Origin of the sequence: Vibrio sp. TBV020, from assembly GCF_046056895.1 — a bacterium.
In the GTDB taxonomy this organism is placed as follows: Bacteria; Pseudomonadota; Gammaproteobacteria; order Enterobacterales; family Vibrionaceae; genus Vibrio.
This window is the reverse complement of record NZ_JBEEAQ010000003.1, coordinates 2,798,046-2,820,373: the sequence shown is the minus strand read 5'-3', so window position 1 is coordinate 2,820,373 and position 22,328 is coordinate 2,798,046. Positions and strand designations below refer to the sequence as shown.

The 22,328-nt window shown below is 43.7% G+C and carries 20 protein-coding genes; 14 read left to right on the top strand and 6 right to left on the bottom strand.

Going from position 1 to position 22,328, the window contains the following annotated elements; translation table 11 throughout:
* The first annotated feature begins 2 nt into the window (after positions 1 to 2).
* The 7 genes from AAFX28_RS20920 to nqrM all read left to right on the top strand — a co-directional run bounded on the left by AAFX28_RS20920 (position 3) and on the right by nqrM (position 5,898).
* Positions 3 to 1,247 carry an NADH:ubiquinone reductase (Na(+)-transporting) subunit B gene (locus AAFX28_RS20920; RefSeq protein ID WP_408690487.1) on the top strand — a complete coding sequence of 415 codons (1,245 nt, stop codon included), beginning with the start codon at positions 3 to 5 and terminating at the stop codon, positions 1,245 to 1,247.
* Positions 1,237 to 2,007, top strand: a complete 771-nt coding sequence (locus AAFX28_RS20915; RefSeq protein ID WP_408690486.1) for a Na(+)-translocating NADH-quinone reductase subunit C — start codon at positions 1,237 to 1,239, stop codon at positions 2,005 to 2,007. Before AAFX28_RS20920 ends, AAFX28_RS20915 begins: the two co-directional genes overlap by 11 nt.
* On the top strand, positions 2,007 to 2,639 hold the full coding sequence (locus AAFX28_RS20910; RefSeq protein WP_053440090.1) for an NADH:ubiquinone reductase (Na(+)-transporting) subunit D: 633 nt from the start codon (positions 2,007 to 2,009) through the stop codon (positions 2,637 to 2,639). Before AAFX28_RS20915 ends, AAFX28_RS20910 begins: the two co-directional genes overlap by 1 nt.
* Positions 2,640 to 2,646: 7 nt before the next feature.
* Positions 2,647 to 3,243 (top strand): NADH:ubiquinone reductase (Na(+)-transporting) subunit E, encoded by a 597-nt coding sequence (gene nqrE / locus AAFX28_RS20905; protein WP_408690484.1) that lies wholly within the window; start codon positions 2,647 to 2,649, stop codon positions 3,241 to 3,243.
* 33 nt (positions 3,244 to 3,276) lie between these two features.
* Complete coding sequence (gene nqrF, locus AAFX28_RS20900; protein ID WP_408690483.1) at positions 3,277 to 4,503, top strand: NADH:ubiquinone reductase (Na(+)-transporting) subunit F; 1,227 nt, start codon at positions 3,277 to 3,279, stop codon at positions 4,501 to 4,503.
* A gap of 133 nt (positions 4,504 to 4,636) precedes the next feature.
* On the top strand, positions 4,637 to 5,641 hold the full coding sequence (locus AAFX28_RS20895; RefSeq protein ID WP_408690481.1) for an FAD:protein FMN transferase: 1,005 nt from the start codon (positions 4,637 to 4,639) through the stop codon (positions 5,639 to 5,641).
* 23 nt (positions 5,642 to 5,664) lie between these two features.
* Positions 5,665 to 5,898, top strand: a complete 234-nt coding sequence (gene nqrM / locus AAFX28_RS20890; RefSeq protein ID WP_408690479.1) for a (Na+)-NQR maturation NqrM — start codon at positions 5,665 to 5,667, stop codon at positions 5,896 to 5,898.
* Positions 5,899 to 5,977: 79 nt separating this feature from the next.
* Here nqrM and AAFX28_RS20885 read toward each other — a convergent pair whose 3' ends face one another.
* Positions 5,978 to 7,192: a diguanylate cyclase gene (locus AAFX28_RS20885; RefSeq protein ID WP_408690478.1), complete on the bottom strand. Its 1,215-nt coding sequence runs from the start codon at positions 7,190 to 7,192 to the stop codon at positions 5,978 to 5,980.
* A gap of 162 nt (positions 7,193 to 7,354) precedes the next feature.
* Here AAFX28_RS20885 and dinB point away from each other — a divergent pair, with 162 nt between their 5' ends.
* Entirely contained in the window at positions 7,355 to 8,422 is a 1,068-nt protein-coding gene (gene dinB / locus AAFX28_RS20880; RefSeq protein WP_408690476.1) for a DNA polymerase IV, read from the top strand.
* A 2-nt stretch (positions 8,423 to 8,424) separates the two neighbouring features.
* Here the strand turns inward: dinB and AAFX28_RS20875 are convergent, their stop codons facing one another.
* Positions 8,425 to 10,359 carry an ATP-dependent DNA helicase RecQ gene (locus tag AAFX28_RS20875; protein WP_408690919.1) on the bottom strand — a complete coding sequence of 645 codons (1,935 nt, stop codon included), beginning with the start codon at positions 10,357 to 10,359 and terminating at the stop codon, positions 8,425 to 8,427.
* A 77-nt stretch (positions 10,360 to 10,436) separates the two neighbouring features.
* On the opposite strand from AAFX28_RS20875, the gene AAFX28_RS20870 reads away from it, so the two are divergent.
* From AAFX28_RS20870 to AAFX28_RS20855, 4 genes are all read left to right on the top strand, one after another.
* A complete protein-coding gene (locus AAFX28_RS20870) occupies positions 10,437 to 10,913 on the top strand; it encodes a GreA/GreB family elongation factor (RefSeq protein ID WP_408690475.1) in 477 nt (158 codons plus the stop codon).
* Between the two features lie 48 nt (positions 10,914 to 10,961).
* A complete protein-coding gene (locus AAFX28_RS20865) occupies positions 10,962 to 11,705 on the top strand; it encodes a YggN family protein (RefSeq protein WP_408690473.1) in 744 nt (247 codons plus the stop codon).
* Between the two features lie 128 nt (positions 11,706 to 11,833).
* Positions 11,834 to 13,345 carry a diguanylate cyclase gene (locus AAFX28_RS20860; RefSeq protein WP_408690471.1) on the top strand — a complete coding sequence of 504 codons (1,512 nt, stop codon included), beginning with the start codon at positions 11,834 to 11,836 and terminating at the stop codon, positions 13,343 to 13,345.
* 139 nt (positions 13,346 to 13,484) lie between these two features.
* A complete protein-coding gene (locus tag AAFX28_RS20855; RefSeq protein WP_408690469.1) occupies positions 13,485 to 14,849 on the top strand; it encodes a sodium-dependent transporter in 1,365 nt (454 codons plus the stop codon).
* 84 nt (positions 14,850 to 14,933) lie between these two features.
* On the opposite strand, the gene AAFX28_RS20850 is transcribed toward AAFX28_RS20855, so the two are convergent.
* From AAFX28_RS20850 to AAFX28_RS20840, 3 genes are read right to left on the bottom strand one after another with little or no spacing between them, the layout of a single operon-like run.
* The gene (locus tag AAFX28_RS20850) at positions 14,934 to 16,028 is read right to left on the bottom strand and encodes a succinylglutamate desuccinylase/aspartoacylase family protein (RefSeq protein ID WP_408690468.1); all 1,095 of its coding nucleotides are present in this window, start codon (positions 16,026 to 16,028) and stop codon (positions 14,934 to 14,936) included.
* Positions 15,988 to 16,893 (bottom strand): 30S ribosomal protein S6--L-glutamate ligase, encoded by a 906-nt coding sequence (gene rimK, locus AAFX28_RS20845; RefSeq protein WP_408690466.1) that lies wholly within the window; start codon positions 16,891 to 16,893, stop codon positions 15,988 to 15,990. The genes AAFX28_RS20850 and rimK overlap by 41 nt, the downstream gene beginning before the upstream one ends.
* Positions 16,893 to 17,333: an ATP-dependent zinc protease gene (locus AAFX28_RS20840; RefSeq protein ID WP_408690464.1), complete on the bottom strand. Its 441-nt coding sequence runs from the start codon at positions 17,331 to 17,333 to the stop codon at positions 16,893 to 16,895. Before AAFX28_RS20840 ends, rimK begins: the two co-directional genes overlap by 1 nt.
* Before the next feature lie 355 nt (positions 17,334 to 17,688).
* Between AAFX28_RS20840 and AAFX28_RS20835 the strand changes: the two genes are divergently transcribed.
* On the top strand, positions 17,689 to 18,228 hold the full coding sequence (locus tag AAFX28_RS20835) for a DUF3332 family protein (protein WP_408690462.1): 540 nt from the start codon (positions 17,689 to 17,691) through the stop codon (positions 18,226 to 18,228).
* Between the two features lie 60 nt (positions 18,229 to 18,288).
* On the opposite strand, the gene AAFX28_RS20830 is transcribed toward AAFX28_RS20835, so the two are convergent.
* Positions 18,289 to 19,761, bottom strand: a complete 1,473-nt coding sequence (locus tag AAFX28_RS20830; RefSeq protein ID WP_408690461.1) for an aminoacyl-histidine dipeptidase — start codon at positions 19,759 to 19,761, stop codon at positions 18,289 to 18,291.
* A gap of 1,031 nt (positions 19,762 to 20,792) precedes the next feature.
* On the opposite strand from AAFX28_RS20830, the gene AAFX28_RS20825 reads away from it, so the two are divergent.
* A complete protein-coding gene (locus tag AAFX28_RS20825; RefSeq protein ID WP_408690459.1) occupies positions 20,793 to 22,082 on the top strand; it encodes an NCS2 family permease in 1,290 nt (429 codons plus the stop codon).
* Positions 22,083 to 22,328 lie beyond the last annotated feature (246 nt).

The window sequence follows — 22,328 nt, the reverse complement described above, 5'->3', positions numbered from 1 at the left end:
TCATGGCTCTTAAAAAGTTTCTTGAAGACATCGAGCATCACTTTGAGCCAGGCGGCAAACACGAAAAATGGTTTGCTCTGTACGAAGCTGTAGCAACAGTTTTCTACACTCCTGGTCTAATTACAAAGAAGAGCTCACACGTTCGTGATAGCGTTGACTTAAAACGTATCATGATCATGGTTTGGTTTGCGGTATTCCCAGCAATGTTCTGGGGTATGTACAACGCAGGTGGCCAAGCTATCGCAGCGCTTAACCATATGTATGCTGGTGAGCAACTTGCAGCAGTAGTTGCAGGTAACTGGCACTACTGGCTAACAGAAATGCTGGGTGGCACCTTAGCCGCCGATGCAGGCGTTGGCTCTAAGATGATCTTAGGTGCAACGTACTTCCTACCTATTTACGCGACGGTATTCATCGTTGGTGGTTTCTGGGAAGTTCTGTTCTGTATGGTGCGTAAGCACGAAGTTAACGAAGGCTTCTTTGTTACTTCGATCCTGTTTGCACTGATTGTTCCGCCAACACTTCCTCTATGGCAAGCAGCACTGGGTATTACCTTCGGTGTTGTAGTTGCTAAAGAGATCTTTGGTGGTACTGGTCGTAACTTCCTTAACCCAGCACTTGCTGGCCGTGCTTTCCTATTCTTCGCTTACCCAGCGCAAATCTCTGGTGACGTAGTTTGGACAGCAGCTGACGGTTTCTCTGGTGCAACGGCTCTGAGCCAATGGGCACAAGGTGGTAGCGGTGCTCTAATGAACACAGTATCAGGTGAAGCAATCACTTGGATGGACGCGTTCATTGGTAACATCCCAGGTTCTATCGGTGAAGTATCGACACTAGCACTTATGATTGGTGCTGCAATGATCGTTTACATGCGAATCGCGTCTTGGCGCATCATCGCAGGTGTAATGATCGGTATGATTGCAACGGCTACGCTATTTAACGTAATCGGTTCAGATACTAACCCAATGTTCAACATGCCATGGCACTGGCACCTAGTTCTAGGTGGTTTTGCATTCGGTATGTTCTTCATGGCGACAGACCCAGTATCAGCTTCATTTACTAACAAAGGTAAGTGGTGGTACGGCGCGCTAATCGGCGTGATGTGTGTACTAATCCGTGTAGTTAACCCAGCATACCCAGAAGGTATGATGCTGGCGATTCTATTCGCTAACCTGTTCGCACCTCTATTCGACCATGTAGTAATCGAGAAGAACATCAAGCGGAGACTAGCACGCTATGGCAAGTAATAACGACAGCATTAAAAAGACGCTGGGTGTTGTTGTCGGGTTGAGCCTTGTTTGTTCAATCATCGTATCAACAGCAGCAGTTGGTCTTCGTGACAAACAAAAAGCTAACGCTGTACTAGATAAGCAAACTAAGATCGTTGAAGTTGCTGGCATTGAAGCTGAAGGTAAAAAAGTACCTGAGCTATTTGCACAGTACATCGAACCTCGTCTAGTTGATTTCGAAACTGGCGCGTTTGTTGACGGCGATGCAGCGACTTACGACCAACGTAAAGCAGCAAAAGATCCAGCAGAGTCTATCAAGCTATCAGCTGATGAAGACAAAGCTAAGATCCTACGTCGCGCAAACACAGGTGTTGTATACCTAGTGAAAGAAGGCGATGCAGTATCTAAGATCATCCTACCTGTTCACGGTAACGGTCTTTGGTCAATGATGTACGCGTTCGTAGCTGTAGAAACTGACGGTAACACTGTATCTGCGATCACTTACTACGAGCAGGGTGAAACTCCTGGACTTGGTGGTGAAGTTGAGAACCCATCTTGGCGTGCTCAATTCGTTGGTAAGAAGCTTTATGATGAAAACTTCAAGCCAGCTATCAAAGTTGTTAAAGGTGGTGCTCCAGCCGGTTCTGAACACGGTGTTGACGGCCTATCAGGTGCGACACTAACAGGTAACGGTGTTCAAGGTACATTTGATTTCTGGTTAGGCGATATGGGCTTTGGTCCATTCCTAGCAAAAGTTCGTGACGGAGGTCTGAACTAATGTCTAGCGCACAAAACGTTAAGAAGAGTCTATTAGCACCAGTATTGGACAACAACCCAATCGCGCTACAGGTTCTTGGTGTTTGTTCTGCACTTGCAGTAACAACCAAACTAGAAACGGCTTTTGTAATGACACTAGCAGTTATCTTCGTAACTGCACTGTCTAACTTTTTCGTTTCGGTAATCCGTAACCACATTCCAAACAGCGTGCGTATCATCGTACAGATGGCAATCATCGCATCGCTAGTAATCGTGGTAGACCAAGTGTTGAAAGCATACCTATACGATATCTCTAAGCAGTTATCTGTATTCGTAGGCCTAATCATTACTAACTGTATTGTAATGGGTCGTGCTGAAGCATTCGCTATGAAGTCTGAGCCAATTCCATCTCTAATCGATGGTATCGGTAACGGTCTTGGTTACGGTTTCGTTCTTATCACTGTTGGTTTCTTCCGTGAACTGTTTGGCTCAGGCAAACTATTCGGTATGGAAGTGCTTCCTCTAGTGAGCAATGGTGGTTGGTACCAGCCTAACGGTCTGATGCTTCTAGCACCATCTGCATTCTTCCTAATCGGCTTCCTAATCTGGGCAATCCGTATTCTGAAACCAGAACAAGTAGAAGCGAAGGAGTAAGGACGTCATGGAACATTACATTAGCTTGCTAGTTAAATCGATTTTCATCGAAAACTTAGCACTATCGTTCTTCTTAGGTATGTGTACATTCCTTGCTGTATCTAAGAAAGTTAAGACCTCTTTCGGTCTTGGTGTTGCGGTTGTATTCGTACTGACTGTTGCAGTACCAGTGAACAACCTGCTTTACACTTTCATTCTTAAAGAGAATGCGTTAGCTGAAGGCGTGGATCTTAGCTTCCTGAACTTCATCACCTTTATCGGTGTAATCGCGGCACTTGTACAGATTCTAGAAATGATCTTAGACCGTTTCTTCCCACCTTTGTACAACGCTCTAGGCATTTTCCTACCGCTGATCACAGTAAACTGTGCGATCTTCGGTGGTGTGTCATTCATGGTTACACGTGACTACAACTTTGCTGAATCTGTTGTTTACGGCTTCGGTTCTGGTGTGGGCTGGATGCTAGCTATCGTAGCGTTAGCAGGTATCCGCGAGAAGATGAAGTACTCTGACGTACCTCCAGGTCTACGCGGCCTTGGTATTACGTTCATCACAGTTGGTCTTATGGCGTTAGGCTTTATGTCTTTCTCTGGTGTTCAACTGTAAGTCGGGTAAACGGCAGCAATTAAAGGAATAGTCATGAATACTATTATTTTTGGTGTAGTGATGTTTACCCTGATTATTTTGGCGCTAGTTTTAGTGATTCTATTCGCTAAATCTAAACTAGTACCATCAGGTGACATTACAATCTCTGTGAACAACGACCCTTCACTGGCGATCGTTACACAACCAGGTAGCAAGCTACTGGGTGCTCTAGCAGGTGCTGGCGTATTCGTATCTTCTGCTTGTGGTGGCGGTGGCTCTTGTGGTCAGTGTCGCGTAAAAGTTAAATCAGGTGGTGGCGATATTCTACCTACTGAGCTTGACCACATCAGTAAAGGTGAAGCTCGTGAAGGCGAACGTCTAGCGTGTCAGGTAGCAATGAAAACTGACATGGACATCGAACTTCCTGAAGAAATCTTCGGCGTTAAGAAGTGGGAATGTACCGTTATCTCTAACGATAACAAAGCGACATTCATCAAAGAGCTTAAGCTACAGATTCCAGATGGCGAATCAGTACCTTTCCGTGCTGGTGGTTACATCCAGATTGAAGCACCTGCTCACCACGTGAAATACGCTGACTTCGACGTACCAGAAGAGTACCGTGAAGATTGGGACAAGTTTAACCTATTCCGTTACGAGTCTAAGGTAAACGAAGAAACAATCCGTGCTTACTCAATGGCGAACTACCCTGAAGAAGAAGGTATTATTATGCTTAACGTGCGTATCGCTACGCCGCCGCCTAATAATCCTGATGTACCACCTGGTATCATGTCTTCATTTATCTGGTCTCTTAAAGAGGGCGATAAGTGTACGATTTCTGGGCCATTTGGTGAGTTCTTCGCGAAAGACACTGACAACGAAATGGTATTCGTTGGTGGTGGTGCGGGTATGGCTCCAATGCGTTCTCACATCTTCGATCAGCTTAAGCGTCTTAACTCTACTCGTAAGATGTCTTTCTGGTACGGTGCACGTTCTAAGCGTGAAATGTTCTACGTTGAAGACTTTGACGGCCTACAAGCTGAAAACGACAACTTCGTATGGCACTGTGCTCTGTCTGACCCTATGCCAGAAGATAACTGGGATGGTTACACAGGCTTCATCCACAACGTATTGTACGAAAACTACCTGAAGGATCACGAAGCTCCTGAAGATTGTGAGTACTACATGTGTGGTCCACCGATGATGAACGCAGCTGTTATCGGCATGCTGAAAGATCTAGGTGTAGAAGACGAAAACATTCTACTGGATGACTTCGGCGGTTAATCCACCTAAGTATCTGAATGTTATGGCTGACTCATTGGAGTCAGCCATTATTTTTTAAAGAGTGGTAATAGTCGATGCGTTCTATATAGAAGCATGAGCTATTCCCGTTCCCCAAAATACAGGAGTCTAACAAGTGAAAAAGTGGCTTGTTGCATTTGCTTCTCTGTTAGTTTTAGCTGGTTGTGAAAAACCGGTCGAACAGATCCATTTGAGTGGCCCAACGATGGGTACGACTTACAATATTAAATATATTTCTGAAGAAGGTTTGCCTTCTCCGGAAGCTTTACAGAAAGAAGTCGACCGCCTCCTAGAAGAGGTGAATGACCAAATGTCGACTTATCGTAAAGATTCTGAACTAAGCCGCTTCAACCAAAATCAAACATCAGAACCATTCACTGTATCGCCTCAAACCGCGACTGTGGTGAAAGAAGCAATCCGTTTAAACGGTCTAACTTTAGGCGCTTTAGATGTCACTGTTGGTCCATTGGTTAATTTATGGGGTTTCGGCCCAGAAGCACGCCCTGAAGTGGTTCCAACTGCTGAAGAGCTTGCAGAGCGTCAGGCAATGGTTGGTATTGAGCACCTATCGGTTGAAGGAAACACGTTAACGAAAGACATTCCTAACCTTTATGTTGATCTATCAACGATTGCTAAAGGTTGGGGTGTTGATGTAGTTGCTGATTATATCCAGTCTCAAGGCATTCATAACTTTATGGTTGAAGTTGGCGGTGAAATGCGTTTAAAAGGCGTAAACCGAGAAGGGGTGAAATGGCGCATTGCTATCGAAAAACCTTCGGTAGAAGAGCGTGCGATTCAAGACATTATTGAGCCAGGTGATATGGCGGTGGCGACTTCGGGCGATTACCGTAACTACTTTGAGCGTGATGGGATTCGTTATTCTCACATCATTAACCCGGAGACAGGTAACCCAATTCATCATAAAGTGGTGTCTGTTACCGTTATTGATGCATCTTCAATGACTGCTGATGGCTTAGCAACAGGGTTGATGGTTCTCGGTGAAGAGAAAGGCATGGAGATTGCCGAACAAAATAATATTCCTGTGTTTATGATTGTAAAGACACAAGATGGATTCAAAGAGATGGCTTCTTCTGCATATAAGCCATACTTAAACCAATAACCAAATTACAAGAGCATGTCATTATGAGTGAATTTATTATTGCCTTTGGTGTGTTTATGGCCGTGATTGCAGCAATGTCGATCGGTTATATCATTCAAAAGAAAGTGGTTAAGGGCAGCTGTGGCGGTCTTGGAGCAGTTGGTATCGATAAAGTATGTAACTGCCCAGAACCATGTGATGCACGTAAAAAGCGTGAAGCGCGTGAAGCCGCTCGTGCTGAAAAACTTGCAGCATGGGAAAAAGATCGTATTGCTTAGTTCGAGCGACAACGCTAATTAGAACTCAAAACACCAGCATAATGCTGGTGTTTTCGTATCTATGAGCCATGAATGAAGTTTATGAGTGGATAGTTTGGTTACGGCCCGCGGCTTTAGCTGCGTACAACCGATCATCCGCTACCTTAATTTGATCATTTAGGTCTGCATCGAGATTACATACACCAATGCTAATGGTCACTTGGATCTGCTCGCCATTGTGTTTGATCGGCGTTTTTTCTACTCGTTGACGCATATTTTCTATGCGAGTAATAAATTCATCGAAGGGGGCACAAGATTGAATGCAGAACTCCTCTCCACCAAAGCGCACGACTACATCTTCAGGGAAGTAGATTTTTAAGATGTTCGCGACCATCTTTAGTGCCGCATCGCCGCCGTCATGACCAAAGGTATCATTTACCTTCTTGAAATGATCGATATCGAGCATGGCAATATTACGCAATTTACAACCTGAACATGATTGATTAAACAGGAAGCGGCGATTCCACAAGCCTGTTAACGCATCTTGATTGGCCAGCTTGTATAGATCATCAGTGGCTTCTTTCATGTCCAACAGTTGATGAACACGACAGTAAAACTCTTCTTGGTTGAAGGGCTTAGTTAAAAAGTCATTGGCCCCTGCTTTAAGAAACTGAGCGGTGAGAGTTTTTGACTCATTACCGGACAAACCTAAAATGGCTAAGCTGTTTTTGTCGTAAGTCTGTCTTATCTCACGCGTCATAATAATGCCATCTTTCACTGGCATATCATGGTCGGTAATAACAAAAGTAATCTCTGGATTTTCTTCAAGCTTCTTAAGCGCTTCTTGGCCATTTTCAGCTTGAGTCGTGCGAATGTACTGATGTTCTAGAAGCTGAGCTACATGTCGACGAACAGTAGGAGAGTCATCAACAACCAGCGCGTGGTGCTGATCATTGTTCAGCAACCTTTTAGCTAGTGGAAGCAAGTAAGAAACTGACGCCATACTGTCTTTAAGTATGTAGTCCACAATACCTTTTGCGATGAATCGTTCTCGAGCTTCATCGTTGAAAGTTGCCGTCAAAACAATAACTTTCTGGCGAAAAGAAAGTACTAGATCGATCACTTCCCCGTCTTGAGCGTCTGGTAGACAGTAATCGAGTACAGCAAAGCGGAAGTCCTTGTGTTGCTTTAATAGCAGCTCTGCCTGAGCATATGATTCCGCATCGTAAACATGACAACCAAGGGCAGTCAGCTGCTGGACCAAGTAATTTCGATACGCACGGCTATCTTCGACAACCAACACTTTATTGTTCAAAGTCGTGCCTCTTGTTTTTATTTATAAAGCTAATAATAACCCCATCTTTCAAAGATGCGAGCAAATCCTCAGACAATTTATATACCCCTCTCACTTTGAGATGGCATATTTATCGATTATACTGTTTTTATATACAGTTTTATCGGATTTAAATGAGAGTCTATGTCTAGTGATAAAGTCAGGAAAATCATACATATAGATATGGATTGCTTTTATGCCGCTGTTGAAATGCGAGATAACCCCTCGTATCGAAATCGTCCGCTAGCAGTAGGCGGGCATGAAAAGCAGCGTGGGGTGATCAGCACTTGTAACTATGAGGCAAGAAAATTCGGAGTACGTAGTGCTATGGCAACTTCTAAAGCACTGCAATTATGCCCAAAGTTACTTGTCGTGCCTGGTAGGATGAATGTTTATCGAGATGTGTCGCAACAAATACGAGCAATCTTTTCCCGATACACCGATCTTATAGAGCCTCTCTCTCTTGATGAGGCTTACCTAGATGTTACTCATTGCACTCTGCATAAAGGTTCTGCAACCTTAATTGCGCAAGCTATTCGTCGTGAAATTTATGACGAGCTCAATCTTACCGCCTCGGCAGGAATTGCTCCGGTAAAGTTTCTTGCAAAGGTCGCTTCAGATATGAATAAGCCTAACGGTCAATATGTTATTCCTCCTGATAAGGTGCAAGAAGAGGTCGATAAGTTGCCATTAGAAAAGATTCCTGGAGTTGGAAAAGTCAGTTTGGAGAAGCTGCATCAGGCAGGATATTTTGTGGGTGCGGATATTAAGCGTAGTGATTACCGAGACCTCTTACTTAAGTTTGGCCGACTAGGGGCTTCTTTGTGGAATAAGAGTCATGGTGTGGACAATCGAGAAGTGGTGGTCGAGCGAGAGCGCAAATCAGTCGGCGTTGAGCGTACATTTAGCCAAAATATTTCCACTTATGAGGAGTGTTGGAAAGTAATAGAAGAGAAGCTGTTTCCTGAACTGGAAAAGCGTTTAGAAAAAGCCTCACCAGAAAAGGCGATCATCAAGCAAGGTATCAAGTTAAAGTTTGCTGACTTTCAACTCACTACCATTGAACATATTCACCCAGAACTCGATTTGGAATACTTTAAACAACTACTGCGAGATATCTTACAGCGCCAAAATGGACGCGAAATTCGCTTATTAGGCCTAAGCGTTATGCTTAAGCCTGAATCACAAGTACAGCAATTGAGTTTCTTTTAGCACTAGCGGTTTTGCTCTATCCACTCTCGAACTTGAGCAAATGGCGTTGATTCTAACTTACCAAACCCCGACAAAGAGCGAGCCTTAATCTTGGTAAATTTGGGGGTGGTTATGCCACAAAGAAATTTAGCCTGAAGTGACGCTGATACATTTTGCCCAGTTTTTGCGACGAGTTCGTTTAACCAGTCGTGAAGAGGGTGTTCAGATAAAGGAGAAGGTTCACCTTTTGGTAGGGCTGCGACTTGACCTCGACAAACGCTGCAATGCCCACACTGTTCTGGCGCTTGGTGATCCCCAAAGTATCTCGCTAGCTCATGGCTTAAACATTGTGTTGACTCAAAGAAGCTCAGCAAACCATGAATTCTTGCAATGTCACTCTGTTCTTTATCAGAGAATAACTGCCACAGTGTCTGACTATATTCAGAGGTTGATTGATTTGCAGAGTTAACCTGATAAACCTCAGTCATCAACTTACTCTCTAATTCAATCCAACCTTTTTCATTAAAGTAGTCGAGCGCGGCGACAGCGCGTTGTCGCTCTCCCTGGAAATGTGTCCAAAGCGCATCGAAATCGACCTGACACCAGACTTTAGCCTGGCTTGAGCAGTCAAAAAGTGCTTGGACAAAGGCTCTCCTTGCTGGATCAAATTGATTAACAATGAATTGTTTATCTTTAATGAATTTAAATCGATAGTCAGCGAAATAACTGTACTTAGATTGGATAAGGCCAGACATCTCCATATACACCAGTAAGGTTTTCAGAGGTAGTTGGCGCACATTACTTTCACTTGATAGGCGAGAAAGAACCACTTCCCATTGAGGTGAATGTTGTAGTGCCTGTTCAACGACAGTTTGTATGTCGTTTAATTCTGGAGTATCGCCATAAATGAAGTTTTCTAAAGTACTAATGCCACTTTGATTGGCTAAAAGAATACATTGAGAAGGCTTTCCATCTCGACCGGCACGACCAATCTCTTGAGCGTAATTTTCAATCGATTTAGGTAGGTCAAAGTGGATAACGCGTCGAATATCTGATTTATCTACGCCCATCCCAAAAGCAATAGTCGCGACGATGCAATCTACTTCTCCAGACATAAATTGGTTTTGAATCTTTTCGCGATCTTCAGAAGCTAACCCGGCATGGTAGGCCAATGCATTGTGGCCACTATTACGTAGCAATGAGGCGACATTCTCTGCTGTGTTCTGCAATGTCACATAGACAACGGTAGGGGCAGATGGCTCTGGGCGCAGTATCTCTAACAGCGCTTCGCCTTTATTGTCATCTTCGCATGGAGAAATGGTGATATCTAAGTTTGGGCGATAGAAACCTGTGACCACAATATCATTGTCCTGAATAGAGAACTTGCGCTGCATATCTTCGATAACAGACTGAGTAGCCGTGGCGGTAAGCAGTAAAGCTTGAGGGATGTTGAGCTCTGTTAAATATTGCGGCAGCTTGAGGTAGTCAGGGCGAAAATTATGTCCCCATTCAGAGATGCAGTGCGCCTCATCAACAACAAGTAAAGAAATAGGCACTTGGCTGATGAACTGACGAAAGCGCTCATTTTTGAGGCGCTCAACTGAGATCATCAAGATTTTGAGTTCACCTTGTCGAACCTGGTTCATTACCTGCTGTATTTCATCTCTGCTAAGGCTGGAGTCAATAGATGCAGCTGCAATCCCATTACTGTGTAAGAACGCGAGTTGGTCTTTCATCAATGCAAGTAGTGGGGAAACAACAATGGTTAGATGAGGTAAACAGAGTGCGGGCAATTGGTAACATAGTGACTTACCGGAACCCGTTGGAAAAATAGCCGCGCAGGAACGATGTTCTAGTACCGTTTCAATCACTTGTTGTTGGCCGGCTCTTAATTGCTCAAAGCCAAAGGTAGATTTGAGGATCGTTTGGACTTGCTCTGAGTGGAGGGAACTGTTCATATCTGCCTTTTTGCTATTCTTGCCATCTTTAGCAAGGTATTCTAAAGATAATCCGAACATTGGAACACGATTTTAGTATGAATAAGTTGGAACTGCGCCAAACTATTTTGTCGCTTTTACAGCAAAAGCACGCCATAGCGGTTAGCTCTGCTCAACGAGCGATCGAATCAGCAACTGATGAAGAAACAGTACCTGAGCATAAATATGACACGTTAGCCCTCGAAGCCTCTTACCTTGCCCACGGACAAGCGATGCGCGTTCAGGAGTGTGAGCAAGAGATCCGAATGGTGTCAGAACTAGTGTTCCCAGAATCTCCAGAGAAAGTAGTATTAGGCAGTTTGGTGTCACTGCTCGATCTAGATGATCAGCGAAAGTGGTTCTTTATGGCTCCGTGTTCTGGTGGACTTAAAATTGAGTTCGCTAATACCAGCATCATGTTGGTGACGTTTGATTCGCCGTTAGGTAAAGCAATGAAGTCAAAGCATATTGGTGATGAGGTTGAATACCAAGTAAGGGCGCAAAACCATTGCTATGAAATTGAATCGATCCAATAACGGGATTGTTTCTGGTATGGTGTCTTGAGTGAATAAAGTGGAATGACCATGAAGAAGATATTACTAACACTACCTATCTTACTGTCGAGCCAAGTCTATGCTGCTCAATGTAAGGTCGATCTGAAAAATGAAATTCACCTTGATGGTGAACGTATTGAAATTCTCCAAACCAATGGTGATAGTGCGATCGTTGATAGTGATAACAACCTAATGATCCACGGTGAACGTATCGAACTAGACAGTAATCAAAAGCAAGCAATAGAAGCGTATAAAGAGAGTTTGAATGACTACTTACCAAGAGCAAAACAAATGGCTCAAGATGGTATGGCACTTGCGAATGATATTATTGATGATGTTGCCGAAAGCTTTGATACTCCAGGTGCATTTGACGATGTTAAGCAGGCAATGCAGCAGTTTTACGCAGATATCGAAGCTCGTTACTACAAGGATGGGGATTTAGTTCTACCAGCGGATAGTTTTGAGTCGTTTGGTGACTCGTGGGCAGAAGATTTTGAAAAAGCCAAAGCTTTGTTCAATGAAGAGTTCATTACCAGTGCGTTTAATGCGATGTCGGAGAAGATGAAAGAGGAAGGTGGCCTGAACCTGACAGAGATGGCGTCTTCTATGAGTGAACTGAAAGAGCGTATTGCGGAACGTTTACAAGAGCATTCGGTTGAAGTTCAGGAGCAAAGCGAAGCTTTTTGTGATTCTCTAGATCAAATGGCAGAACAAGAACAAGAGTTACATAAAAAGATCCCTGAACTGAAGGATTACCAAATCTTTACGATTTAGGCATTTGTGGCTTTCTGTTTAAGCCTAGATTGCTATCACATTAAAGAGCGCCAAAGGCGCTCTTTTTATAGACAACTTGATGACTATTCGGTTTAATTCAGGGCTCTCGATTATCGTATACCGTCTTTATGCGCATCATTCACCTTTCCCTGAAACAACTGACTCTATTTGCTTCTTTGATGATGGCGAGTGTGTTTGTGTGCTGCTACCTAACGTTTCGATACTTCTGGGTGTACGATTCGGAAGTTGAGCAAGCCCTCCGACAACAAAGTGAAGAAACCAATCGGGTAAAAACGGTACTCGACCTACAAAAGTCAGATTTGGCGAGTGCATTGGTCGATTACGCGGCTTGGGATGAAGTCGATGCATTTATCCAAGGAAAAAATCACAGCTTCTTGGAAACAAGCCTAAATGCTCACTCATTTACCACGAAGCAGCTTAGTGGCGTGTTTATCTTTGACAAAGATATGGGGCTAGTGTGGGGGCAGTTGTACGACTATCTCTATAAGCGAGAGCTCTCGTATGATGAGATACGATATAAATTTGGTGCGCTTATGGCTGATACACTGAGATCTCGCACCGATATCATCACCCCTTACGTCAAATTGCTAGTATTAAATGATAAGCCCACCATGCTTGCTACAGCGAGGGTATGTAACAGCGATGGCATGGATTGTGACAAAGGCTTTATGATGTTTATCCGGCCAATTGACAGTGAGTTTTCCCGTACTTTAAAACAAGCAACCGGACTCAATGTTGAAATAGTTACAACCAACAAATCCGCCGAACAGCTTACCTCTCCAAATATTACCGTACTTGAAAAGCTCGATTATCAGAATCAATCGACGGTGCGAGTGTTAGTTCATCACTCTGCGAAATTACCCGATTTCATTACTTGGGGAGAGCTGTCTATGCTGCTGGCTTTCGCCTTGTTTATGTTTGCTTTCAACCTTAGTGTTGTTCACATGATGGTGAGGCCAATCAAAAGAGCCCGAAACGCTTTGAACTCTCTTTCTCATGGAGGCTCAATCGTTACTGACGAAGAAAACTTCATATCCCACGAGATGAGAGACTTTGTCTGCCGTATTAACGAAGTTTATGCTCAGCTTGATGAAAAACAGCAAGAGCTAGAGTGGATCGCTCGTCATGATGCCTTAACGGAAGTCGGCAATCGTCGCAGTCTGCAACAATATTGGCAGGAGAAACTACGATTGAAAGATCATGGTTATGCTTGTGTAGCCTTGATTGATGTCGATTTCTTTAAACCGTTTAATGACCATTATGGACACTTGGAAGGGGATGTCGTACTAAACAAAGTGGCACAGCAACTTAAAAAGAGTGAAGGTGACTGTGAGCAGTTTGTCGCCCGCTTTGGTGGCGAGGAGTTTTGTGTGGTATTGACGTCTCATACTCCGATAAACGCAAATGCTGAAGGAGAGCGATTACGTCAGGCGATAGAAGAATTAGATCTTGCCCATTGTTACTCTCCTATATCGACCCACCTTACCGTTTCTATTGGTGTTGCTGACTGCGGTAGCCAGAGTTTAGCGGAGCAACAAGAGATACTTTTGCTTGCAGATAAGGCACTTTACCAGGCAAAAAATCAAGGGCGAAATAGAGTGGTTATAAAAGAATATTAACCTGCCTATAACAATTTAAACCTTTCTAAAAATCTACATTAATCCTTAATTTCTTGCGTATCATTTTGAATTAATTGATTGTTGTGGTGAATTTGGTTATTGTACTAGTCAACTAGTTCATTGGTGCGTTTTAAGTAGTATGGCACAAGCAGATACCTCTCAATCTCGTGAGCACTTTGGTTCTCGTCTCGGTTTTATTCTTGCAGCGGCAGGTGCGGCTGTTGGTCTTGGCAATATATGGGGATTTCCAACTCAAGCGGCAAGTAATGGCGGTGGCGCCTTCTTGCTTGTCTATTTAGTGATGATCCTTGTCGTTGCGTTCCCTATGCTAGTCGTCGAAATGGCGATTGGCCGTTATGGTCAAGCGAATCCAGTTGATAGTATGCGCTCACTAACAAATAGTGCGATAGGTAAACAGTTTGGTGCTTTGGTGGGTTGGATTGGCCTAAGTGTGCCAAGTGCGGTACTCGCTTTCTATAGCATTGTCGGTGGTTGGTTAATTTGCTTTTTGCTTGGAGCGATTACTGATCTATTCGGTTTAGAAGCGGCGACGGCATGGTTCAAAGGCTTCAGCGTAGAGCGTAACCTCTTTGGTACTATCACTTTCTATGTTCTTACCATTCTTATTGTTCAAGGTGGAGTGAAGCAGGGGATCGAAAAGTGGTCAACACGACTGATGCCGGCACTGTTTATTCTATTTGGTTTGTTGTTTGTTTATATCATGACGCAAACAGGCGCAATTGAGGGATTAAAGCACTATTTGATTCCTGACTTTAGCAAGGTGATGGATCGTCAATTGATTCTTGCTGCGATGGGGCAAGGGTTCTTTTCATTGACCATTGGTGGTTGTTCGATGCTTATCTATGGTTCTTACCTGAGCAAAAAAGAGAACCTGCCAAAGATGGCGATGAATGTCACGCTGGTGGATACCGCAGTCGCATTCATTGCTGGCCTTGTCGTGATGCCTGCAATGTTTGTCGCAATGCAAAAAGGCGTACAAATTTATGCTGAAGATGGCTCACTACTAAGTTCAGACACCTTAGTATTCACTGTCCTACCTTTGATGTTTGATAGTTTAGGTCTGCTTGGTCAGCTGTTTTCAATTGTATTCTTCCTATTACTGACCATTGCTGCGCTAACCTCATCGATCTCCATGTTGGAATGCCCTGTGGCATTAGTGAGCGAACGCTTCAACACTAAACGCTCTTTAACAAGTTGGGTGTTGGGTGGATTGATTGCTCTAGTCAGTGTGGTGATTGTTTATAACTTCGGTGAGTTATTTGGCTTAGTAGCAATGATCGCGACTCAGTACTTACAGCCAGCAGCTGCACTACTGTTCTGTCTATTTGGTGGATGGGTTTGGAATCGCCACTCAAAGATCAAAGAACTTGAACAGGGTTGCCCTGAGTTTACTCAAGGTTGGTTTGGAAAACTTTGGCCTGCTTACGTGAAGTTCGTCTGCCCAATTCTCGTGGCTACCGTAATTTGGGCATCATTTGGTTAATAGCCAATTTGAGTAACAGAAAAGCGAAAGACAATAAAAAGCCCGCATAGTGATATGCGGGCTTTTCGTTTTCGCAGATTTAGTTTACTGAGCTGGGGCGTTGATTTGACCCGTTGTTAGAGGATCCACGTCAAGGTCTGTTACCTCTTCAATGAACTCTTCTACCACTTGTTCAACCTCTTCATCATCTTGCTCGAAGTAGGCAAGGTGGAAGATAGCGTCGCCTTCGTTCACTAAAGGTAGTGTCTGCTGGCCGATAACAATACCACCTTTGCGAGCAGTAAGCTCAATCTCACTGTGACCAAGAGGCGCACTGATGTAAGCCAACACTTGGCCTTTCTCAACTTTCTCGCCCAACGTCACTACAGTACGTAAAATGCCATCGCTTTCAGCACGCAACCAACTGGTAGATTTTGCAATCACTGGTGTGGGTAGCTTTTTACGGCTTGAGCGCAGCATGCCGATGGCTTGCATCACGCGCTGAACGCCAATGAAACCTGCACTGATACAAATTGGTTCAAAGCGCAGGGCTTCGCCCGCTTCATAAGTCAGAACCGGAATGCCCAGGCGCTCAGCCTCGCTACGCAGAGAACCATCACGTAGTGGAGCATCGACTATCACTGGCGTAGCGAACGCCTGAGCAATACGAAGTGTCTCTGGATTACTTAAATCTGCACGAATTTGTGGCAGGTTAGTGCGATGAATCGCGCCAGTGTGTAAGTCCAGAATGTAATCACAACGCTTGGCAACCTGAGAGAAGAAAGTATTCGCCATACGTGAAGCAAGCGAGCCCTTTTCACTGCCCGGGAAGCAGCGGTTCATATCACGTCTATCTGGCAGATAGCGTGATTTATGAATGAAACCAAATACGTTTACGATAGGCACAGCGATGACAGTACCTTTGAGCTTATTGGCATCAATGGTGTTGATCAGCTGGCGAACGATTTCAACGCCGTTGAGTTCATCGCCATGGATCGCTGCGTTGACCATAAGTACAGGTCCTGCTTGCTTACCATTGATGATCTCAACAGGAATCGATAAAGGTGAATGGGTATAAAGCTTGGCAGCTTCTAACTCAATGACCTTACGTTCTCCCGGCGAGATAGACTCGCCGAGAAATTCAAATGCGCTATTCTTTTTAGCCTTTGCCACGAGTTTTAGTCCTTTTACTTGCCGCATTTTTCTCAATAAATTCGACAATCATTCCAGCAATGTCTTTACCAGTTGCGGCCTCAATACCTTCAAGACCTGGAGATGAGTTTACTTCCATGACCAATGGACCACGGTCTGATCTTAGTAGATCTACCCCAGCCACATTTAGACCCATTATCTTCGCTGCGGCTACCGCTGTACGGCGCTCTTCAGGAGTGATCTTAATTAAAGACGCACTACCACCGCGGTGCAGGTTTGAGCGGAATTCGCCTTCAGCACCCTGACGCTTCATTGCAGCAATTACTTTGTCACCAATTACGAAGCAGCGAATATCAGCACCGCCAGCTTCTTTGATGTATTCTTGCACCATGATGTTTGCTTTTAAGCCCATGAAAGCTTCAACAACGCTTTCTGCTGCTTTACGAGTTTCAGCCAGAACCACACCGATGCCTTGAGTACCTTCAAGTAGTTTGATTACGACAGGAGCACCGCCAACCATTTCTAGTAGGTCTTTCACATCATCAGGCTTGCTTGCAAAACCAGTGATTGGCATGCCGATACCTTTGCGCGATAGCAATTGCATTGAGCGTAGCTTGTCACGAGAACGTGTAATAGCAACTGACTCATTTACTGGGTAAACGCCCATCATTTCAAACTGGCGCAATACCGCGGTACCGTAGAAAGTTACAGATGCGCCGATTCGAGGAACAATCGCATCAAAGCCAGATAGCTCTTCACCTTTGAAGTGGATCTCTGGTTTATCTGAATTGATATTCATGTAACAACGAAGCGCGTCGATCACTTTTACTTCATGACCGCGACTTTCCGCTGCTTCAATCAGACGCTTAGTTGAGTACAGGTTCGCATTGCGAGACAGAATACCAATTTTCATTATTTGATTTCCTCGAAAGGGACTAAAAACGATTCAACAGGGTCGACAATGATGCGTTCGTGCATTGCAGTGCGACCTAATAACATACGAAAAGCCATGTTTTCGCGATTAGTTAATGTAATTTCGATTGGCCAACTTTTTCTGCCAATACTCAGTTCTGACTCGATAACGTAACGTGATTCTTCATGACCACCTGAGTCGCGTACGATGCGCTCATCAATAACTTTAGCTTCACATACTGTTTCGAAATCCGTGTCATGTTGTTTTGGATGAATCCAGAAGCGGACCCAAAGAGCTTCGTCCTTCTTAAAGCTCTCTACTTTGAATGCGTGTAAGCAAGACGTCCTGGCTCCGGTATCAATTTTTGCATTAATTTCTTTAATACCTAAACCTGGCAGGCTAAGAGTTTCTCGCCAACCGACTAATAGTTTTTCTTTCATCGCAGTAACATAATTTTAGAGAGTATTTAAGATGCTCGAGTGAAGTGAGCATCCCCAACATAACACGGTCGAATTGTGCCGAGTCTTGTGCTTGAAGAGGGTAAGAATGTACCCAAAGGCGCTTCAAGGAGGGCGACTGTAGCAACCTGAGTTTAGTGTGACTAACGAAAAAAAATGACCATTAAGATAAAAGTTTTTTATTGATGATTTTCACTGGGTGAGAAAACGAAACTTGAGGCAGGAAGCACAAAATAGAAGTTTTATTGAACTTATCAATGGTTAAGGACTATCCAGTCCAAAAACTCTTCTATCTTTAAATGGATAACTATCGCAAGACATTAAATTAGAGGGATTTATGAAAAAAACGATTGTAAAAGCAGTGGCTATTGCAGCAGTGGTTTCAGGTATGACCGGATGTGTCGGTAGTATGGCGGTCACTGGTAAGCTGATGCAGTTTAACGTCGAGGTGGTTGATAACCGATATGCTCGTGCAGGCGTCAACTTTTTACTTGCGCCGGTATACGCAATTACTACCGCGGCTGACTATATTGTCTTTAACTCATTAGAATTTTGGACGGGTAAAAACCCAATTAATGGTTCACCACACATCTTTGATACCAAAACAGATACCATGTTGGACATTAACGATGATCTGGATGATTCACTAAAAGAAGCGCCTATTGCACCGATCTCTATGTATCGCTCTTTTGAGCAAGGGGAAATGAAGCGTATTAACGACGACACCTTCGAAATCGATATTACTTACAGCAATGGCGATAAATCCATTCTGCGTGGTGTGAAGACGGATGAAAACATCCAATACTTTATTGACGGCGAATTGGTGGGAGAGACAACCCTGGGTCAACTTCAACAGCTTGCTGCCTCAAAAGCTTAATAGAAGCAAAAATAAAAAAGCCGAGTCCTATACGACTCGGCTTTTTAGATCTTGTCCAGATTAAGCTTTTTCTGGAATGGCTTCTAATAGAGCAACCATTTGATCCCAGAACAGGGCAACAGTATCGATCTTCACTTTTTCATCAGGTGAATGAGGGAACTTGATGGTTGGACCGAAAGAAACCATATCCATATTCGGGTAAGGTTCTTTAAATAGACCACACTCAAGACCTGCGTGAATTACCATAATGTTTGGCTTGTGGCCATAGATGCCTTCGTACATATCACGGAAGATTGCCATGATTTCTGAATCTGCGTCAGGCTTCCAACCTGGGTAAGCACCAGAGAACTCAATGCTTGCGCCTGCCAGTTCAGCAACTGAAGCTAGCATGCCTTCAACTTGTTGGCGGCCAGAGTCGATAAGTGAGCGAACAAGACAAAGAACTTGAATTTGGTTCTCTTCAGTAGTGATAACACCAACGTTAAGAGAGGTTTCTACTACACCTTCGATTTCATCGCTCATGCGGATCACGCCATTTGGACAAGCGTTTAGCGCTGCAATGAAGCGTTGTTGGTCAGCAACTACCAGAACTTGAGCGTCAGTGTCGATTGATTCGTTGAAAGAAACAATGTCTGTTTCTACTTTACCTAGTTCAGTTTTTAGTAGGTTAGTGTAGAACTCAAACAGTTCAGCCAGTTTTGCTTCATTTTCAGCAGGAACCGCCACTGTTACAAACGCTTCACGAGGAATTGCGTTACGTAGACTACCACCACGGAATTCAACTAGGCGTAGATCCAGCTCTTGTGCGTGACCAGCTAAGAAGCGTGCGACTAGTTTATTTGCGTTGCCGCGACCTGTGTGAATATCACAACCTGAGTGGCCACCTTTAAGGCCTTTAAGGATCAGTTGGCGAGTGACATAACCGGCCGGAATCGCTTCACGGCTAATATCAAACGTCATTTCACCATCGATACCACCGGCACAGCCCATGTAGACTTCGCCTTCCTGCTCTGAATCAGTGTTAAGAAGGATATCACCTTCTAACCAGCCCGCTTCTAGGCCAAAAGCACCGGTCATGCCTGCTTCTTCATCAACGGTAAGTAGCACTTCAATAGGGCCGTGTTTAATGTCGGTTGAAGCAAGTACTGCTAGACATGAAGCCATGCCCATACCGTTGTCTGCGCCTAAGGTAGTGCCTTTTGCCGTTACCCACTCGCCATCAATGTATGGTTGGATTGGGTCTTTTGTGAAGTCATGATCTGTGTCTTCATTCTTCTGCGGCACCATGTCGATGTGTGCTTGAAGAACAACACCCTTTTTCGTTTCCATACCCGGCGTTGCAGGTTTTTTAATGAATACGTTACCTGTTGGATCGCGACGAACGTCTAAACCTTGCTCTTTCGCCCAACCAATAATGTATTGAGCAAGTGCCTCTTCATGCTTAGAAGGGTGAGGGATAGAACAGATCTTATCGAAAAACTGCCATAGTGGTGCAGGTGATAAGCTGCTGATTTCAGAATGGAATTCAGACACGGATGACTCCTTAAAAAGAATAATGCCAGATCTTGTAACGTGATAAGGTTTTATCATCAGAACAAAAAGCTAAATCTGACCTATTAAATAGAGGCCACAGGATATCACTACCAGCCTTTGGGGAGTAGTAAAAGAGAAATGGAAACCTCAATAACAGTCACAGATTGAGGATTTTACACGAAAACGTTTACGCACCTTAATTCGTATGATTTGTTGTTAACTTCTCTGCTTTATTGATTTTTATGTAACTTAATTACAGTTTAGTTTTGATTTAAATCAATTTTTGATTTTTATGTGATATTTATCACGCAAAAGGTTGTAATTAATTTTCTTTGGGGTATATTAGTAACCAACTTCGAAAGCGAAGAGAAAATGCTCAAAGGATGAGTCCGATTTGTCGCCTCCAAGGAACTGAGAAATCAATATTTGTAATCTGTTTTAATTGATTTAGAAGGTGATAGTTATGAAAGGTTTACCAAGTGCAACGTTCTGGCTAAACAGCTCTGTTTACACAGGTACGTTTACTTATCCAACAAGCTTCGGTTACTAATCCGAGGTTTGTGACTCTCGAACAGAGTATGTTCACCCCTATTATTGGAATTTTTTTTCAGCAGCTTAATTTTTGCTGACATGATTCAACCGCCACTCAACTTGAGTGGCGTTTTTTTATCTCTCAAATACCTCATTTCACTTGTTCAAAGTTAATGCTTTCCTGTGCTAGTTCCAATGGCCTGAATTTTATTCGCATAAACTCATATTGTTTATCGTAAATGGTACTTAATTCACAATGAAAGTTTGCAACATGGTACAAAAAAACACCTTTTTTCCTTAAAAAATGAAATTGTTTTTAGTTGTTGATTAGTAAGAGTTTTGTTTGTGTGTTCGAACAATGTAATCGATTGATTTTCTAATTTGGTCTGAGAAATATTAGTTAGAGTCTTAATTCTATCTGGAATTTACTATTTGTTGACTCTATAATTCACGCCAATCGATTACGCAACCGTTTACTTTTTACCTTTTAGGATTCGATTATGTTCGAAAAACTATTCAAACTCAGTGAAAATGGCACTAACGTCAAAACTGAGGTGATTGCAGGTATTACGACCTTCCTGACAATGGCTTACATCATCTTTGTTAACCCAGCAATGCTTGCTGACGCAGGTATGGATAAAGGTGCTGTTTTTGTCGCTACCTGTCTTGCAGCTGCTATCGGCTGTTTCATCATGGGCTTTGTTGCCAACTACCCAATTGCTTTGGCTCCGGGTATGGGTCTGAATGCATTCTTTACCTACGGCGTTGTGCTAGGTATGGGTCACTCGTGGCAAGTAGCGCTTGGTGCAGTATTCGTATCGGGTGTTATATTTATGGCGTTGAGCGTATTCAAAGTACGTGAGTGGATCATAAACTCTATCCCAATGTCATTGCGAACAGGTATCTCTGCAGGTATCGGTCTTTTCTTAGCGTTTATCGGCCTACAAAATTCAGGCATTGTGGTAGATAACCCAGCGACCTTGGTGAGCCTTGGTAACATTACTGGTCTACAACAAGCTCTTGCAGCACTTGGCTTCTTTTTAACAATTGCACTGGTATACCGCGGTGTGCGTGGTGCGGTGATGATCGCTATTCTAGTGATCACTGCGATTGGTTTGCTAATGGGCGACGTTCAGTGGGGCGGAGTTATGTCAGCGCCACCAAGCATTGCACCAACTCTAATGGAAATGAACATCGCTGACGTATTTGAAGTCGGTATGATTTCAGTTGTTTTTGCTTTCCTATTCGTTGACCTATTTGATACAGCCGGTACGCTAGTTGGTGTTGCAACGAAAGCTGATCTAATCAAAGAAGATGGCAAGCTTCCTCGTTTAAGCAAGGCTTTACTTGCTGACTCAACAGCGACGTCTGTGGGTGCAATGTTAGGTACTTCAAGCACAACCTCTTATGTTGAATCAACAGCTGGTGTTGCTGCAGGTGGTCGTACTGGTCTAACGGCGGTCGTTGTTGGTGTTATGTTCCTACTAGCGCTGTTCTTCTCTCCGCTAGCAGGTATGATTCCAGCGTACGCTACAGCTGGCGCACTATTTTACGTTGCTATCCTAATGATGTCTGGCCTAGTAAGTGTTGACTGGCGTGACCTAACAGAGGCAGCACCTGTAGTTGTGACTTGTCTACTGATGCCACTGACTTACTCAATTGCTGAAGGCATCGCACTGGGCTTTATCTCTTATGCTGCAATCAAATTGCTAAGTGGTCGTGGCCGCGAAGTATCTGTGAGTGTTTGGGTTCTAGCTGCAGTATTCATTATTAAGTACTTGATTGCTTAACTAGCTCAGCTGGTGGAAATATCCATTGGCAATATATGAGTTAAATACACTATCGCTATAGTAGCCACCGCTACTATAGCGATTCTTTTTGTCTAGAGAGTTAAATCTCTACCAGTGCTATCAAAGTTCTGCTTATTCATGCTGAACATTTTATTTATGGCATTGGTATTATGCTGCACTTTCGGTAAAATAAACGTTTGCGTAGCTTTTCCCCAGCTTGCCTGTTGCAATCATTTCATCTTAGAT